We start from the raw sequence: 15,734 nt of genomic DNA, 5'->3' as shown, positions 1-15,734 counted from the left end.
TTGCCTGCCAGCACGTATCCCTGTCTGTATCGCTGCAAAAAATGGGATAAATAATGTCATCATTGCAAATTTCGCAAGGCACGTTTCGTCCTGGCGACACCCGGACGCTGTCGATTGATCACTTAACGCTGCAGTCGGGTGAAAGCTGGGCGTTTGTCGGTGCAAACGGTAGCGGGAAATCGGCGCTGGCTAAAGCACTGGCTGGCGAATTGACGCTCCTTAAAGGGGATCGCCAGAGTAGCTTCTCACGCATTGCCCGTCTGTCATTCGAACAGTTGCAAAAACTGGTCAGTGAGGAGTGGCAACGTAATAACACCGATATGCTAAGCCCCGGTGAAGATGACACCGGACGCACCACCGCAGAAATCATCCAGGATGAGGTCAAAGACGCCGCGCGCTGCCAGCAGTTGGCCGAACGTTTTGGTATCACTTCCCTGCTCTCACGCCGCTTTAAATACCTTTCCACAGGAGAGACGCGCAAAACACTTCTCTGCCAGGCGCTGATGTCGCAACCTGATTTACTGATTCTGGACGAGCCTTTTGACGGGCTGGACGTTCATTCACGGCAAAATCTCGCTCTCCTCCTCGCCGAGCTTAATGCAGAAGGTTACACCCTGGTGCTGGTCCTGAACCGCTTCGATGAGATCCCGGATTTTGTGCACAATGCGGGCGTACTGGCTGACTGCGCGCTAACGGAAATCGGCGAAAAATCGGCATTGTTACAGCAGGCGCTCATCGCACAACTGGCGCATAGCGAGAATCTGGCGGGAATGGCGCTGCCGGAGCCAGATGCGACGCCAGCGCGCGATCAACTGACCGCCGGAGAGCCGCTGATTGTGCTGAAAGAGGGTGTCGTCTCCTATAACGATCGTCCGATTATCAATCATCTCAACTGGACCGTTCGACCGGGGGAACACTGGCAAATTAGCGGGCCGAATGGCGCGGGAAAGTCGACGCTGCTCAGCCTGGTAACGGGCGATCATGCGCAAGGCTACAGCAACGATTTAACCCTTTTTGGTCGCCGTCGCGGCAGCGGCGAAACCATCTGGGATATTAAGAAGCACATCGGTTACGTCAGCAGCAGCCTGCATCTGGACTATCGCGTCAGCACGACCGTGCGCAATGTCATTCTTTCCGGCTATTTTGACTCTATTGGTATTTATCAGGCTGTTTCGGATAAACAGCGTAAACTGGCGCAACAGTGGCTGGACATCGCCGGGTTTAATGCGAAAACCGCCGATGCGCCGTTCCATAGCCTGTCATGGGGTCAACAGCGTCTGGCGCTGATTGTCCGTGCGCTGGTCAAACATCCGACCTTACTGATCCTCGATGAGCCACTGCAAGGGCTGGATCCGCTGAATCGTCAGTTGATTCGCCGCTTTGTTGATGTGCTGATTGGCGAAGGCGAAACGCAATTATTGTTTGTCTCCCACCATGCCAGTGATGCCCCTTCTTGTATCACGCATCGTTTACAGTTTGTCCCGGACGGCGACAACTGGCGCTACCAGTTTGAGTGAGTTTTCACAGGCGGGGCATACCCCCGCCTCTGTTTCAGAACATTTTCAGAATTTATGCATCATTGCATCATTATTTATCTGATTTATAATAGATTGGACAGGCAGATAATACATAACACATCGCAGTGTAAACGATTCCACTAATTAATCACATATCACAGTTTTGCCATCTCTGTTATGCTAACGTTAATTCATAACATACGCTTGATGGAGTGATATATGAAAGTTCTGGTTACGGGTGGTAGCGGTTACATTGGAAGTCATACCTGTGTGCAACTGCTGCAAAATGGCCACGACGTCATCATCCTCGACAACCTGTGTAACAGCAAACGCAGTGTCGTGCCGGTGCTTGAACGCCTGGGGGGCAAATCCGCCCTGTTTATCCAGGGTGACATTCGTGATGAAGCACTGCTGGCTGAAATCCTGCATGATCATGCAATCGAAGCGGTTATCCACTTCGCGGGATTAAAAGCCGTTGGCGAGTCAGTAGCCAAACCGCTGGAGTACTACGACAACAACGTCAATGGCACGCTTCGCCTGGTGAATGCCATGCGTGCGGCCAATGTCAAAAACCTCATTTTTAGCTCCTCCGCAACGGTCTATGGCGATCAGCCGCAAATCCCTTATGTCGAAAGTTTCCCGACGGGCACCCCGCAAAGCCCCTACGGCAAAAGCAAGCTGATGGTCGAGCAGATCCTGACCGACCTGCAAAAAGCCCAGCCGGACTGGAGCATTGCGCTGCTGCGTTATTTCAACCCGGTGGGCGCCCATCCGTCAGGTGATATGGGTGAAGACCCGCAGGGTATCCCGAACAACCTGATGCCTTACATTGCCCAGGTGGCCGTGGGTCGTCGCGACTCTCTGGCGGTATTTGGTAATGACTACCCGACGCCTGATGGCACCGGCGTGCGCGATTACATCCATGTGATGGATTTAGCCGACGGGCACGTTGTGGCGATGGAAAAACTGGCGGGCAAGCAAGGGGTCCATATTTATAACCTCGGCGCAGGCGTTGGCAGCAGTGTGCTGGACGTGGTTAACGCATTCAGTAAAGCGTGCGGTAAGCCGGTGGCGTACCACTTTGCTCCCCGCCGCGATGGCGATCTGCCTGCCTACTGGGCAGATGCAAGCAAAGCGGATAATGAACTGGGCTGGCGTGTGACCCGTACGCTCGATGAAATGGCACAAGATACCTGGCGCTGGCAGTCCCGCCACCCGCAGGGTTACAGTGATTAAGGGAAGGGTCATGACGCAGCAATTTAATCCGGTCGATCATCCGCATCGCCGTTACAACCCGCTGGCCGATCAGTGGGTTCTGGTGTCGCCGCACCGCGCCAAACGCCCCTGGCAGGGGGCTCAGGAAACCCCGGCGAAACAGACCCTGCCGGCCCACGATCCCGACTGCTTTCTGTGTCCGGGGAACACGCGCGTCACCGGCGATAAAAACCCCGATTACCCCGGCACCTATGTCTTCACCAATGACTTTGCGGCACTGATGACCGACACGCCGGATGCGCCGCAAAGCAGCGATCCGCTGATGCGCAGCCAGAGCGCGCGCGGCACCAGCCGCGTTATCTGCTTCTCGCCGGATCACAGCAAAACGCTGCCGGAACTGAGCCTGAGCGCGCTGGAAGCGGTGGTGAAAACCTGGCAGGAACAGACCGCCGATCTGGGCCGCACTTACCCGTGGGTTCAGGTTTTTGAGAACAAAGGCGCGGCCATGGGCTGCTCGAACCCGCACCCGCATGGCCAGGTGTGGGCCAACAGCTTTCTGCCCAATGAAGCCGAACGCGAAGACCGTCTGCAGAACGCCTATTTCCGCCAGTACGGCTCCCCCATGCTGGTGGATTACGCTGAACGCGAGCGCCAGGACGGCAGCCGCACCGTCGTTGAGACCGAACACTGGCTGGCCGTGGTGCCCTACTGGGCGGCCTGGCCGTTTGAAACGCTGCTGTTACCCAAAGCGCATATCCTGCGGATCACCGACTTAACCGACGCGCAGCGTGGCGACCTGGCGCTGGCCCTTAAGCAACTGACCAGCCGCTACGATAACCTGTTTCAGTGCTCCTTCCCCTACTCGATGGGCTGGCACGGGGCCCCCTTCACCCAGCAGGATCAGAGCCACTGGCAGTTGCATGCGCATTTTTACCCGCCGTTATTACGCTCCGCCACGGTACGTAAGTTTATGGTCGGTTATGAAATGCTGGCTGAGACGCAGCGTGACCTGACGGCAGAACAGGCGGCCGAACGTCTGCGCGCGGTCAGCGATATTCATTTCCGCGAATCCGGAGTTTAACCATGAGTCTGAAAGAAAAAACACAGTCCCTGTTTGCTGAAAAATTTGGCTACCCTGCCACCCATACCATCCAGGCGCCGGGACGCGTAAACCTGATCGGCGAACATACCGATTATAACGACGGGTTTGTGCTGCCCTGTGCCATCGATTACCAGACCGTGATCAGTTGTTCACCGCGTCAGGATCGTACCGTGCGCGTTATCGCCGCCGATTACGACGACCAGCAGGATGAATTCTCACTCGACGCCCCCATTGTGACCCACCCTTCACAGCAGTGGTCAGACTATGTGCGTGGCGTGGTGAAACATCTGCAAAAGCGTGACAACAGCTTTGGCGGCGCGGATCTGGTGATCAGCGGTAACGTGCCGCAGGGCGCGGGCCTGAGCTCGTCCGCCTCGCTGGAAGTGGCGGTCGGCACCGTGTTCCAGCAGTTGTACCACCTGCCGCTGGACGGCACGCAAATCGCCCTGAACGGCCAGGAAGCGGAAAACCAGTTTGTCGGCTGTAACTGCGGCATTATGGACCAGCTTATCTCGGCGCTGGGTAAAAAAGGCAGCGCGCTGCTGATCGACTGCCGCTCGCTGGGCAGCAGGGCGGTCTCCATGCCGGAGGGCGTCTCCATCGTCATCATTAACAGTAATTTTAAACGCACCCTGGTGGGCAGCGAGTACAACACCCGTCGCGAGCAGTGCGAAACGGGCGCGCGTTTCTTCCAGCAAAAAGCGCTGCGTGACGTGAATATCGATCAGTTCAACGCCGTCGCGCATGAACTGGACCCGGTGGTTGCCCGCCGCGTCCGCCATGTGCTGACCGAGAATGCGCGTACCGTGGAAGCCGCCAGCGCGCTGGAAAAAGGCGACCTGCAGCGTATGGGCGTCCTGATGGCGGAATCCCATGCCTCCATGCGTGATGATTTCGAAATCACCGTACCGCACATCGACACTCTGGTGGAGATCGTGAAAAACACCATCGGCGATAAAGGCGGCGTGCGCATGACCGGCGGCGGATTTGGCGGCTGCGTGGTCGCGCTGGTGCCGGAAGCGCTGGTGCCTGCGGTGAAAGAGGCCGTTGCGGCACAGTACGAAGCTAAAACCGGCATTAAAGAAACCTTTTACGTATGCAAACCTTCACAGGGAGCGGGACAGTGCTAAATGAATCTTCCGGGGCAGCGCCAGATGGACTGCCCTTCCGTCTGATTACCCTGCGCAACAGCGCAGGGATGGTGGTCACCGTCATGGACTGGGGCGCAACGTTGCTGTCAGCACGGGTCCCGCTTTCCGATGGTTCAGTGCGTGAAGCGCTGCTCGGTTGTGCCACCCCTGAACACTATATCCACCAGAACGCCTTTCTGGGCGCCTCGGTGGGGCGTTACGCGAACCGTATCGCCAAAAGCCAGTTTGTCCTCGACGGGGAAACTTACACGCTCGTGCCAAGCCAGGGTGAAAACCAGCTGCACGGCGGCCCGGAAGGGTTTGATAAGCGCCGCTGGCGGATTGAGCGACAAAACGACAGTGAAGCGCTGCTCTCATTAACCTCGCCTGATGGCGATCAGGGTTTTCCTGGTAAAGTGAACGCCAGCGTGCTTTATCGCCTTGGTGAAGATAACCGCCTCGCTATCGAGTATCGCGCGACCACGGATAAGCCTTGCCCGGTGAATCTGACCAACCACGCCTACTTCAACCTCAACGGCGATCAGAGCGACGTGCGCAACCACAGGCTGCAATTGCTGGCGGATGCTTATCTGCCGGTCGACAGCATGGGCATCCCGGTGGGCGACCTGAAAAACGTGGCGCAGACCAGCTTTGATTTCCGTCAGCCGAAAACGCTGGCACAGGATTTTTTAAGCGATGACGATCAGCGCGTGGTAAAAGGTTACGATCATGCGTTTTTGCTGCAGGCCAAAGGCGATGCCAGCCAGCCTGCCGCACACGTCTGGTCGGCGGACAATAAGCTGCAAATGTCTGTTTATACCTCAGCCCCGGCGCTCCAGTTTTACTCCGGGAATTTCCTTGAAGGGACACCCGCACGCGGCAATACGGCCTACAGTGCGTGGCAGGGTCTGGCGCTGGAAAGCGAGTTTTTACCCGACAGCCCGAACCGCCCGGACTATCCTCACGATAGCTGCATTCTGCAACCCGGCGATGAATATGTCAGCCTGACGGAATATCACTTTATTCCCGCCTGATAACCAACCCTCCACGCGGAGGGTTTTTTTTGCCCATTTCGCTGAAATATCGGCCAATCATCGACAAAATGGTAACCACTAATTCACAAGCACCTTACACTGGGCCACTATTTTCGCTATGGTTAAGGGTAATCGTTGCTGCTGGTCATTACAGGGCAATATAATGAGAATTGTTATCATTCAATCAGGCTTATGAAGGAGTAAGTGTATGGCTGTTACTAAACTGGTTCTGGTTCGTCACGGCGAAAGCCAGTGGAACAATGAAAACCGCTTCACCGGTTGGTACGACGTTGATCTGTCCGAGAAAGGCGTTAGCGAAGCCAAAGCAGCAGGTAAACTGCTAAAGGATGAAGGCTTCAGCTTCGACTTTGCGTATACCTCTGTGCTGAAACGTGCCATCCACACCCTGTGGAATGTGCTGGACGAACTGGATCAGGCCTGGCTGCCGGTAGAGAAATCCTGGAAACTGAATGAGCGTCACTATGGTGCGCTGCAGGGTCTGAACAAAGCAGAAACCGCTGAGAAATACGGTGACGAGCAGGTGAAACAGTGGCGCCGCGGCTTTGCTGTTACGCCACCGGAGCTGACGAAAGATGACGAGCGTTTCCCAGGCCACGATCCGCGTTATGCAAAACTGACCGAGAAAGAGCTGCCGACCACCGAGAGCCTGGCGCTGACTATCGAACGCGTTGTGCCTTACTGGAACGAAACCATTCTGCCGCGCCTGAAAAGCGGTGAGCGCGTCATCATCGCCGCACACGGCAACTCCCTGCGCGCACTGGTGAAATACCTGGATAACATGGGTGAAGACGAAATCCTCGAACTGAACATCCCGACTGGCGTGCCGCTGGTTTACGAGTTCGACGAAAACTTCAAGCCTATCAAACACTATTACCTGGGGAACGCCGACGAGATCGCTGCAAAAGCGGCTGCCGTAGCCAACCAGGGTAAAGCGAAATAATTTTCGCAAAGCGTAAAAAAAGCGTGGAGCAATCCACGCTTTTTTCTTTGTGGCGCCAATACACAAAATCATTGGAGGCTATGTCGGGGCGGCAAAGAAAGAAATCCCCGAGAGCATAGATAACTCTGTGACCGGGGTTTCTGAGTGCAGCCAATAAAGAGACAGGCCAAAAGATGAAGTGTAGTTACTGGCGACGCGCTTTTACTGCTGCCGCTAGTTGACGCAGGACCGTGTCGGTATCTTCCCAGCCAATGCAGGCATCGGTCACGCTCTTGCCATAGACCAGCGGCTCGCCGCTTTCGAGACTCTGATTGCCTTCCACCAGGTGGCTTTCAATCATCACGCCGATAATTGCTTTCTCACCGCCAGCAATCTGCTGACAGACATCTGCCCCCACTTCCATCTGCTTTTTGAACTGCTTGCTGGAGTTCGCATGGCTGAAATCAATCATCACCTGTGCAGGCAGACCGGCTTTTTCCAGCCCCACTTTCACTTCTGCTACATGTTTTGCACTGTAGTTCGGCTCTTTACCACCGCGCAGAATGATATGGCAGTCGCCATTCCCGCTGGTGTTAACAATTGCAGAGTGACCCCATTTGGTCACGGAGAGGAAGCAGTGTGGCGCTCCCGCCGCATTGATCGCGTCAATGGCGACTTTGATGGTGCCGTCAGTGCCGTTTTTGAATCCCACCGGGCAAGAAAGACCAGAGGCCAGCTCACGGTGAACCTGGGATTCAGTGGTACGTGCGCCAATAGCGCCCCAGCTCATCAGGTCGGCAACGTACTGCGGGGTGATCATGTCAAGGAATTCACCGGCAGCCGGTAATCCGCTGTCATTGATATCCAGCAATAACTTACGCGCTATGCGCAGACCATCGTTGATTTGGAAGCTGTTATCCATGTGCGGATCGTTGATGAGCCCTTTCCAGCCGACGGTGGTGCGCGGTTTTTCAAAGTAAACGCGCATCACAATCTCCAGCTCACCCTGGAGCTCTTCACGCAGCGTCAGCAGACGCGCTGCGTACTCCTTGGCCGCAGCCGGATCGTGAATAGAGCACGGGCCAATCACCACCAGCAGGCGATCGTCATTGCCTTTCAAAATTTTGTGAATCGCTTTGCGAGCATGAGAGACCGTTTTGGCCGCAGTTTCGGTAGCAGGAAACTTCTCAAGAAGCGCGACAGGAGGTAATAACTCGTTGATCTCTTTAATGCGTAAATCGTCGTTCTGATAATTCATGATCGTTCCAGCGTTGCCATACTTATTTTAATGAATGCAATCTCTCCAATCTAACTTGTCAGTCAGGTAGTGTAAACGCGAATTTACAGTACGGGCAGAAAATTCCTGGAATTCCCCTAAAAACCGTCAGAAAGTAGCGAATAGCGATAACGACGCTACACTTTTTAAGTGTTAATACTTAGTTTGATTTATTTTTCAAGATTATATTCTGCCTTAGTCGGCGATATATAACATGTTTCACTACTGAGCGTGATAGTTCGTTCGCGCATGTCAGGCCGATGATTCGTATCGGTAAACAATGACCAGAACAGGAGCATCATGATGAAAATGAATAAATTAGCGACACTTTTCTTGACGACAACTCTGACCCTGGCAAGCGGTGCGGCATTCGCTGCGGATTCTACCTCTCAAAACAATAATGGTCAGGCAAACGCCGCCGCCAGTGCGGGACAGACAGCGCCGGATGCGAAAGAGAACCTTGCGCCAAATACCTCGACAAATGGCTCTGATTCTTCAGGCATGAAACTGAACACTGAGAAACACACCAACTCTCATGTCGGTACTAAGCACATGACAAAAGATGAGATCCATAAAAACTCTCAGTGTAAAGACGGTAAGTGTCCGGATATGAATAAGAAAGTTCAGACCGGTAACGGTATTAACAATGACACAGATACCAAAACCGACGGCACAACGCAGTAAAAATAGTCTGCGGCCAAAATGGGGAGAGCTTCGGCTCTCCTCAATTTTTTCTGCTGATTAGCAAAAGATCTGCAATGATGTAAGACGCTGCTAACGCCAATTACACGGGACGGCTCATTATGGCGCATTCACACTCTCACTCTCATCTCCCTGCTGACGCTAATGCGCGGCGATTACTTCTGGCCTTTAGCGTCACAGCATTGTTCATGTTGGTCGAGGTGGTGGGGGGACTGGTTTCAGGCTCACTGGCGTTACTGGCTGATGCCGGGCATATGCTGACGGATGCTGCTGCACTCTTTTTTGCCCTGCTGGCAGTGCATTTTGCCCACCGCCCCTCAGGACCCCGACGCACTTTTGGCTGGCTTCGTCTGACCACGCTGGCTGCCTTTGTTAATGCAATTGCGCTTGTATTTATTACTTTTTTTATCGTCTGGGAAGCCATTCAGCGCTTCTACCATCCTCAACCCGTGGCAGGCATGACAATGATGGTGATTGCCGTCATGGGATTGCTGGCGAATATCCTGGCATTCTGGCTGCTGCATCGTGGTAATGAAGAGAGGAATTTGAATGTCCGGGCGGCAGCCCTGCATGTTCTTGGCGATCTGCTGGGCTCAGTGGGCGCCATTGCCGCTGCGCTGATAATTATGTTTACCGGCTGGACACCCGCCGACCCGATACTTTCCATACTGGTCTCGGTGCTGGTATTACGCAGCGCGTGGGCTCTATTGCGTGAAAGCGTCAATGAATTGCTGGAGGGAGCGCCCACTTCACTGGATATCAACGCCCTGAAACGGCATCTGCGGCGGGCCATTAGCGAAGTGCGCGATGTACATCATGTACATGTCTGGCTGGTGGGAGAGAAAGCGCTGATGACGTTACATGTCCAGGTTATTCCACCACACGATCACGACGGACTACTGCGGCAAATTGAACATTTTCTGATGCATCACTATCAGATTGAGCATGTCACCATTCAGATGGAGTACCAGCCCTGTAGCGGGCCTGACTGCCATCTCAGCGAGACGCAGCCAGACCACAGCCATTCACACCATCATTAGCTCGAGAACGCGTGAGAGCCGCGCTCACGGGCGCTATTAATCCACATCCGGCTACCGTTGAGTGCGATAAAGGTCAGAATCATATATTCCAGCGACATGGCCCAGACGCCTTGCAGGGCAAAAATCACCACGCTGATTACATTGATAATGACCCACAGCAGCCAGTTCTCGACATATTTCCGCGTCATCAAAACCATGGCGACGATGGAAAGTACCATCATGCAGGAATCCCAGAACGGAAACGCGTCTGGCTGCAGTTCAGGCATCGCCACATTCAGCCCCACCATCTGCATCATCAAGACCGCCACGCGAGTGAGCACCGCAAAGACCGGATCGATAAAGAAGGTCATAAGACCGATAGCAAGCGCGCAGACGACCAGCCAGGCTAAAGCCTTGGGTAAAGGCAACCAGCGGATTTGCAGAACTGCCTCATTAGCGGTTGTTTGCCGCGACCAGGCGTACCAGCCGTAGATATTGGCGGCAAAGAAAAACAGCTGTAGCAACAGGCTGGCATAGAGCTGGATCTGGAAGAAGATAATGGCAAACAGCGTTACGTTGATTAAGCCAAATACGTAATTACTGATTTTTTCCAGGCTGGCGAGCCAGATGCATAACAGACCCGCCACCGTCCCTACTGCTTCAATCCATGAAAGATCGTAGCCTCCGGCGCCGATCGGGATATGTACCAAAATATTCTGTGTGCTAAAAAAATCCATCTTTTCCCCAGAGCGTATTCCTACGCATTTTTCCTCATTAAGAACGTAGTGTAGCCGCAAAATCCAACATACGGTTCAGTGGCAACAACGCGCCTTCACGCAGCGCGGCGTCGACATGAATCTCGTGCTCCGCTCCACCGTTCTCCAGCCCTTCGGCAATGGCTTTCAGACCATTCATTGCCATCCACGGGCAGTGAGCACAGCTACGGCAGGTTGCTCCCTCCCCGGCGGTCGGCGCCTCAAGTAACTCTTTCTCTGGCACCGCCTGCTGCATTTTATAAAAGATACCGCGGTCAGTGGCGACAATCAGTTGCTTATGTGGAAGTGTTTTTGCGGCATTGATCAACTGGCTGGTGGAACCGACCGCGTCGGCCAGTTTGACCACAGAGTCCGGAGATTCCGGGTGCACCAGGATGGCGGCATCCGGATAAAGCGCCTTCATGCGAATCAGCGCCTGTGTTTTAAATTCGTCATGTACGATGCAGGCCCCTTGCCAGCACAGTACATCCGCACCCGTTTGTTTCTGTACGTAGCTGCCGAGATGGCGGTCAGGCGCCCAGATGACCTTCTCGCCGAGGCTATCCAGATGTTCAATCAACTCAACGGCAATACTGGATGTCACGACCCAGTCAGCACGGGCTTTCACTGCCGCCGAGGTGTTGGCGTACACCACAACGGTACGGTCCGGATGCGCATCGCAAAAAGCGCTAAACTCCTCAATCGGACAGCCCAAATCCAGCGAACACTCGGCGTTAAGTGTCGGCATAAGGATGGTTTTTTCGGGACTGAGGATTTTGGCGGTTTCACCCATAAAGCGCACGCCAGCTACCAGCAGCGTTGAGGCCGGATGTTTGGCTCCAAAGCGCGCCATCTCAAGTGAGTCAGAAATACAGCCGCCCGTCTCTTCCGCCAGTTGCTGAATTTCCGGGTCCGTGTAGTAGTGCGCAACCATCACGGCATCACGCTCTTTTAACAGGCGTTTGATTTTTTCCCGATAAAATTCTTTTTCATCACGGTTCAGCGGGAGAGGCTTAGGGGGAAAAGGATAGATTGCGGCTTGCGGATCGAACATTACGCTCATCATGCTTACTCGTTTTACTGGCTTAACAAAATGCCTTTCTTTTACGCCAGCGCGGCAAAGGTAAGGCGAATGTGTTTTATATACTAAACAAGATAGCGGATTAAGGGGAAAAAGTCACAAGAAATGAACGGATGGGTGATCGAATGCAAGGGAAAGCGATGAATGGGCGAATTGCAGATAGTAAAGCAGATAGCAAAAAAGCGCCGCCAGCGCCATTTTTACATTGGTGGGTCGTGCAGGATGACTCGGCTTCGCCTCGCCCTCCGGGTCGTCGCCGCAAGCGGCTCCGTTGTCTCACTTCGTTCGACTCGAACCTGCTGCAGGTTCGAATCTTTTATATTGTAGATAGCAAAAAAGCGCCTTTAGGGCGCTTTTTTACATTGGTGGGTCGTGCAGGATTCGAACCTGCGACCAATTGATTAAAAGTCAACTGCTCTACCAACTGAGCTAACGACCCCTTGCGGGATTTTACTGCTTTAATCATTCAGAGTGGTGGGCCGTACAGGATGACTCGGCTTCGCCTCGCCCTACGGGCCGTTGCTGACGCAACGTTATCCTTCACGTTCTCTACCAGTGACCACCTTGGAATTGGTGGGTCGTGCAGGATTCGAACCTGCGACCAATTGATTAAAAGTCAACTGCTCTACCAACTGAGCTAACGACCCATACGGGTGTCATCTGAAAGATTTTTACTCGAAACCACATAAAGCTGTGGATCGTGCAGGATGACTCGGCTTCGCATCGCCATTCAGGCCGTTGCTAACACAACGATATCCTTCACGTTTAACACTGGAGTAAAGCGTTAAATTGGTGGGTCGTGCAGGATTCGAACCTGCGACCAATTGATTAAAAGTCAACTGCTCTACCAACTGAGCTAACGACCCGAGTGGTGGGTGATGACGGGATCGAACCGCCGACCCCCTCCTTGTAAGGGAGGTGCTCTCCCAGCTGAGCTAATCACCCGATACTACGCTGGATACTGACTTAGTGGTGGGTCGTGCAGGATGACTCGGCTTTGCCTTGCCCTACGGGCCGTTGCTGACGCAACGTTATCCTTCGCGTTTAACTACCGCTTTCCACCAGAAAGATTGGTGGGTCGTGCAGGATTCGAACCTGCGACCAATTGATTAAAAGTCAACTGCTCTACCAACTGAGCTAACGACCCACTTTTGCGTTGCTTTTGGTTTGTTTGATATCCCGTGGCAACGGCGGCATATATTACTGATTTAAGAACGCAGCGCAACAAGAATTTCGAGGAAGATCACCTGACTGCTTATGATTCATGCGACAAGACCAGAAAAAAAGCGATTTCTGGTCATGTGCTATTCATCACATAGAACCGAGACGTTTCTGTGCCTGTTTTGCACCTTCGGTACCCGGATACTTCGCGACCACCTGCTGGTAAACGGCTTTCGCCTTCGCCGTGTCACCTTTGTCTTGCATGATCACGCCGACTTTAAACATCGCATCTGGCGCTTTCGGTGATTTTGGGTAATTTTTCACCACGGAGGCAAAATAGAACGCCGCATCATCCTTTTTACCCTTGTTGTAATTCAACTGCCCAAGCCAATAGTTGGCATTTGGAACATAGGTTGAATCCGGGTATTTTTTAACAAAGTTCTGGAATGCGGCAATTGCGTCATCCTGGCGAGATTTATCCTGTACCAGGGCAATCGCTGCATTGTAATCGGTATTGGCATCACCGCTTTGTACCGGTGCGCCAGAGGTTGCCGCTTCGTCAGGCGCTGCCTGTGCCGCTGCCCCACCCTGATCGCCCGAAGCCTGCTGCGTTTGGCCTGCCGCACCGCCATTACTCAGGCTACCGATCTGCTGCTGAATTTGCTGCTGACGTTCAACAACCTGATTAAGCTGGTACTGACTTTCCTGAATTTGGCCACGCAGGGTGTCAATATCCGCCTGGTTATCAGCGAGTTGTTGCTGGAGTTGAGTTAAAAGCTGGCTGTGAGCATTAGAAATACGCTCGAGTTGAGTGACACGGTCTTCGACCGAGCCTGAGCCGACACTACTGATTGGCGCTTGAGCATTAGCGGCCCAGGGGGCCGCTATGCCAACCAGTAACGACAGACTCAATAGATGATGTCTGAGGTTACTGCTCATGCAATTCTCTTAGTAAACCAGTACGGCACGACGGTTTTTAGCGTAAGCCGCTTCGTCATGACCCAGTACTGCAGGTTTTTCTTTACCGTAAGAAACGATGGAGATCTGGTCAGCGGTAACACCTTTACCCTGCAGGTACATTTTAACGGCGTTAGCACGACGTTCGCCCAGGGAGATGTTGTATTCCGGAGTACCACGTTCGTCGGCGTGACCTTCTACGGTGACTTTGTAAGACGGGTTGCTACGCAGGAAGTTAGCGTGCGCGTCCAGCATCGCAGCGAAATCAGAACGGATGTCATACTTGTCCAGATCGAAGTAGACGATGTTGTTCTGCTGCAGCTGCTGCATCTGCAGACGAGCTTGCTCTTCAGAAGACATGTTACCGTTGCCGTTCATACCAGTGCCCGCACCCAGCATACCTTCGCCATTCTGGTCGTTGGTTGCTTTTTTAGAAGAACAGGCCGCGATTGCCATGATCGGCAGAACCAGCATCAGGCCTTTCAGCACTTTGTTCAGTTGCATTTCGTTAATTCCTTTAATTACCAATTATTATTTAGACAGATACGGCGACCAGGCAGGGGATTTTACCTGTCCATCAGACGCCGGAATACGCGCTTTGAAACGCCCATCTGTAGAAACCAGATTCAGCACGGATCCCATCCCCTGAGAAGAGCTGTAGATTACCATCGTGCCGTTAGGTGCCAGACTCGGCGATTCATCCAGGAACGTTGACGATAAAACCTGCACGCCACCCGCTACCAGATCCTGCTTGGCAATGTGTTGCTGACCACCATCGGAGCTCACCATTACCATAAACTTACCGTCAGAACTTACGTCAGCATCCTGGTTTTGTGAACCCTGCCAGGTGATACGCTGCGCAGCGCCGCCGTTAACGTTAATTTTATAAACCTGAGGACGACCTGCCTGGTCGGAAGTAAACGCCAGATTCTGGCTATCCGGGAACCAGGTAGGTTCAGTATTGTTGCTGCGACCATCGGTGACCTGACGGATTTGACCAGACCCCAGATCCATCACATAAATGTTCAGGCTACCGGTTTTTGACAGCGCAAAGGCAATCTTAGAACCATCCGGAGAGAATGCCGGCGCACCGTTGTGACGCGGGAAAGACGCAACCTGACGAATCGCAGTGCTGGACAGATCCTGAATCACCAGCGCAGAACGACCACTTTCGAAGGTCACATACGCCAGTTTAGAGGCATCTGGCGACCACGCCGGAGACATCAGCGGCTGCGAAGAGCGGTGAACGACGGCAGTGTTGAAACCATCGTAGTCAGAGACGCGCAGTTCGTACGGGAACTGGCCGCCATTGCTTTGCACGACATACGCGATGCGGGTGCGGAATGCACCTTTAATGCCGGTCAGTTTCTGGAATACATCGTCACTGGCAGTATGCGCGCCATAGCGCAGCCACTGTTTACTGACGTTGAAGGAGTTCTGTGCCAGTACGGTACCCGGCGCACCACCGGTATCGACCAACTGGTAAGCCACTTTATAGGTGCCATCTGGGTTCGGGCTGACCTGGCCCACAACGACAGCATCAATACCCAGCGCAGACCATGCTGCGGGCTGAACTTCCTGGGCCGTCGCAGGCTGCTGAGGCAGACGAGAACGATCCAGAGGATTGAATTTACCGCTGTTACGCAGATCCGACGCCACAATATTGCCGATATCCTCTGGCGCGCCGCCAGGGCCTGCCCACTGGAAGGGCACAACACCGATTGGGCGTGCCGAGTCCACCCCCTGGGTGATCTCGATACGTACTTCTGCGTGCAGCACCGCTGCCCACAGCATCAGAAAACCAAACGCTACACGTAATGCCTGCTTCATCTCATCTCCCTTATC

Annotated in this window: 14 protein-coding genes, 5 tRNA genes and 1 other RNA gene; 8 read left to right on the top strand and 12 right to left on the bottom strand. The window is 53.6% G+C overall.

All coding sequences use genetic code 11. The features are described 5' to 3' along the window. Positions 1-53: 53 nt before the first annotated feature. The 6 genes from modF to gpmA all read left to right on the top strand — a co-directional run bounded on the left by modF (position 54) and on the right by gpmA (position 6,959). Positions 54-1,517, top strand: coding sequence for a molybdate ABC transporter ATP-binding protein ModF (gene modF, locus IP582_RS07325; RefSeq protein WP_193795524.1), 1,464 nt, complete (start codon positions 54-56; stop codon positions 1,515-1,517). 219 nt (positions 1,518-1,736) lie between these two features. Continuing rightward, positions 1,737-2,753 (top strand): UDP-glucose 4-epimerase GalE, encoded by a 1,017-nt coding sequence (galE, locus tag IP582_RS07320; RefSeq protein WP_071195580.1) that lies wholly within the window; start codon positions 1,737-1,739, stop codon positions 2,751-2,753. Positions 2,754-2,763: 10 nt separating this feature from the next. Further along, positions 2,764-3,813 (top strand): galactose-1-phosphate uridylyltransferase, encoded by a 1,050-nt coding sequence (gene galT, locus IP582_RS07315; RefSeq protein WP_193795523.1) that lies wholly within the window; start codon positions 2,764-2,766, stop codon positions 3,811-3,813. A gap of 2 nt (positions 3,814-3,815) precedes the next feature. Next, the gene (gene galK / locus IP582_RS07310; RefSeq protein ID WP_193795522.1) at positions 3,816-4,964 is read left to right on the top strand and encodes a galactokinase; all 1,149 of its coding nucleotides are present in this window, start codon (positions 3,816-3,818) and stop codon (positions 4,962-4,964) included. Then, complete coding sequence (gene galM, locus IP582_RS07305) at positions 4,958-5,998, top strand: galactose-1-epimerase (RefSeq protein WP_193795521.1); 1,041 nt, start codon at positions 4,958-4,960, stop codon at positions 5,996-5,998. The genes galK and galM overlap by 7 nt, the downstream gene beginning before the upstream one ends. A 208-nt stretch (positions 5,999-6,206) precedes the next feature. Continuing rightward, the gene (gene gpmA, locus IP582_RS07300; protein ID WP_041852058.1) at positions 6,207-6,959 is read left to right on the top strand and encodes a 2,3-diphosphoglycerate-dependent phosphoglycerate mutase; all 753 of its coding nucleotides are present in this window, start codon (positions 6,207-6,209) and stop codon (positions 6,957-6,959) included. A gap of 184 nt (positions 6,960-7,143) precedes the next feature. On the opposite strand, the gene aroG is transcribed toward gpmA, so the two are convergent. Then, positions 7,144-8,196: a 3-deoxy-7-phosphoheptulonate synthase AroG gene (gene aroG / locus IP582_RS07295; RefSeq protein ID WP_041852059.1), complete on the bottom strand. Its 1,053-nt coding sequence runs from the start codon at positions 8,194-8,196 to the stop codon at positions 7,144-7,146. 321 nt (positions 8,197-8,517) lie between these two features. Here aroG and IP582_RS07290 point away from each other — a divergent pair, with 321 nt between their 5' ends. Both IP582_RS07290 and zitB read left to right on the top strand, forming a co-directional pair. Further along, on the top strand, positions 8,518-8,898 hold the full coding sequence (locus IP582_RS07290; protein WP_193796203.1) for a protein YbgS: 381 nt from the start codon (positions 8,518-8,520) through the stop codon (positions 8,896-8,898). 119 nt (positions 8,899-9,017) lie between these two features. Continuing rightward, complete coding sequence (gene zitB / locus IP582_RS07285) at positions 9,018-9,956, top strand: CDF family zinc transporter ZitB (RefSeq protein ID WP_193795520.1); 939 nt, start codon at positions 9,018-9,020, stop codon at positions 9,954-9,956. Here the strand turns inward: zitB and pnuC are convergent. The 11 genes from pnuC to tolB all read right to left on the bottom strand — a co-directional run bounded on the left by pnuC (position 9,953) and on the right by tolB (position 15,719). Further along, complete coding sequence (pnuC, locus tag IP582_RS07280; protein WP_193795519.1) at positions 9,953-10,672, bottom strand: nicotinamide riboside transporter PnuC; 720 nt, start codon at positions 10,670-10,672, stop codon at positions 9,953-9,955. The two genes, zitB and pnuC, sit on opposite strands and share 4 nt — an antisense overlap. Positions 10,673-10,709: 37 nt before the next feature. Further along, entirely contained in the window at positions 10,710-11,753 is a 1,044-nt protein-coding gene (gene nadA / locus IP582_RS07275; protein WP_193796202.1) for a quinolinate synthase NadA, read from the bottom strand. Positions 11,754-11,977: 224 nt separating this feature from the next. Next, positions 11,978-12,105, bottom strand: a non-coding RNA gene (locus IP582_RS07270) — RtT sRNA. A gap of 29 nt (positions 12,106-12,134) precedes the next feature. After that, positions 12,135-12,210, bottom strand: a tRNA-Lys gene (locus IP582_RS07265). A 132-nt stretch (positions 12,211-12,342) separates the two neighbouring features. Then, positions 12,343-12,418: transfer RNA gene (locus IP582_RS07260), tRNA-Lys, on the bottom strand. 143 nt (positions 12,419-12,561) lie between these two features. Beyond that, a tRNA-Lys gene (locus tag IP582_RS07255) sits at positions 12,562-12,637 on the bottom strand. 3 nt (positions 12,638-12,640) lie between these two features. Next, positions 12,641-12,716: transfer RNA gene (locus IP582_RS07250), tRNA-Val, on the bottom strand. 126 nt (positions 12,717-12,842) lie between these two features. Then, a tRNA-Lys gene (locus tag IP582_RS07245) sits at positions 12,843-12,918 on the bottom strand. Positions 12,919-13,082: 164 nt separating this feature from the next. After that, complete coding sequence (cpoB, locus tag IP582_RS07240) at positions 13,083-13,871, bottom strand: cell division protein CpoB (protein WP_041852064.1); 789 nt, start codon at positions 13,869-13,871, stop codon at positions 13,083-13,085. A 9-nt stretch (positions 13,872-13,880) separates the two neighbouring features. Then, complete coding sequence (gene pal / locus IP582_RS07235) at positions 13,881-14,393, bottom strand: peptidoglycan-associated lipoprotein Pal (RefSeq protein WP_041852065.1); 513 nt, start codon at positions 14,391-14,393, stop codon at positions 13,881-13,883. 27 nt (positions 14,394-14,420) lie between these two features. Then, entirely contained in the window at positions 14,421-15,719 is a 1,299-nt protein-coding gene (tolB, locus tag IP582_RS07230; protein WP_193795518.1) for a Tol-Pal system beta propeller repeat protein TolB, read from the bottom strand. Positions 15,720-15,734: the final 15 nt, after the last annotated feature.

The sequence above is a fragment of the Citrobacter sp. BDA59-3 genome, from assembly GCF_015167655.1.
In the GTDB taxonomy this organism is placed as follows: Bacteria; Pseudomonadota; Gammaproteobacteria; order Enterobacterales; family Enterobacteriaceae; genus Phytobacter; species Phytobacter diazotrophicus.
The sequence above is the reverse complement of the archived record's forward strand: the minus strand, read 5'-3'. Positions and strand labels throughout refer to the sequence as shown.

Excerpts from the sequence above, each read along its gene's own strand:
- modF (WP_193795524.1), top strand. The coding sequence starts at position 54 with ATGTCATCATTGCAAATTTCGCAAGGCACGTTTCGTCCTGGCGACACC.
- galE (WP_071195580.1), top strand. The coding sequence starts at position 1,737 with ATGAAAGTTCTGGTTACGGGTGGTAGCGGTTACATTGGAAGTCATACC.
- galT (WP_193795523.1), top strand. The coding sequence starts at position 2,764 with ATGACGCAGCAATTTAATCCGGTCGATCATCCGCATCGCCGTTACAAC.
- galK (WP_193795522.1), top strand. The coding sequence starts at position 3,816 with ATGAGTCTGAAAGAAAAAACACAGTCCCTGTTTGCTGAAAAATTTGGC.
- gpmA (WP_041852058.1), top strand. The coding sequence starts at position 6,207 with ATGGCTGTTACTAAACTGGTTCTGGTTCGTCACGGCGAAAGCCAGTGG.
- aroG (WP_041852059.1), bottom strand. The coding sequence starts at position 8,196 with ATGAATTATCAGAACGACGATTTACGCATTAAAGAGATCAACGAGTTA.
- IP582_RS07290 (WP_193796203.1), top strand. The coding sequence starts at position 8,518 with ATGAAAATGAATAAATTAGCGACACTTTTCTTGACGACAACTCTGACC.
- zitB (WP_193795520.1), top strand. The coding sequence starts at position 9,018 with ATGGCGCATTCACACTCTCACTCTCATCTCCCTGCTGACGCTAATGCG.
- pnuC (WP_193795519.1), bottom strand. The coding sequence starts at position 10,672 with ATGGATTTTTTTAGCACACAGAATATTTTGGTACATATCCCGATCGGC.
- nadA (WP_193796202.1), bottom strand. The coding sequence starts at position 11,753 with ATGAGCGTAATGTTCGATCCGCAAGCCGCAATCTATCCTTTTCCCCCT.
- cpoB (WP_041852064.1), bottom strand. The coding sequence starts at position 13,871 with ATGAGCAGTAACCTCAGACATCATCTATTGAGTCTGTCGTTACTGGTT.
- pal (WP_041852065.1), bottom strand. The coding sequence starts at position 14,393 with ATGCAACTGAACAAAGTGCTGAAAGGCCTGATGCTGGTTCTGCCGATC.
- tolB (WP_193795518.1), bottom strand. The coding sequence starts at position 15,719 with ATGAAGCAGGCATTACGTGTAGCGTTTGGTTTTCTGATGCTGTGGGCA.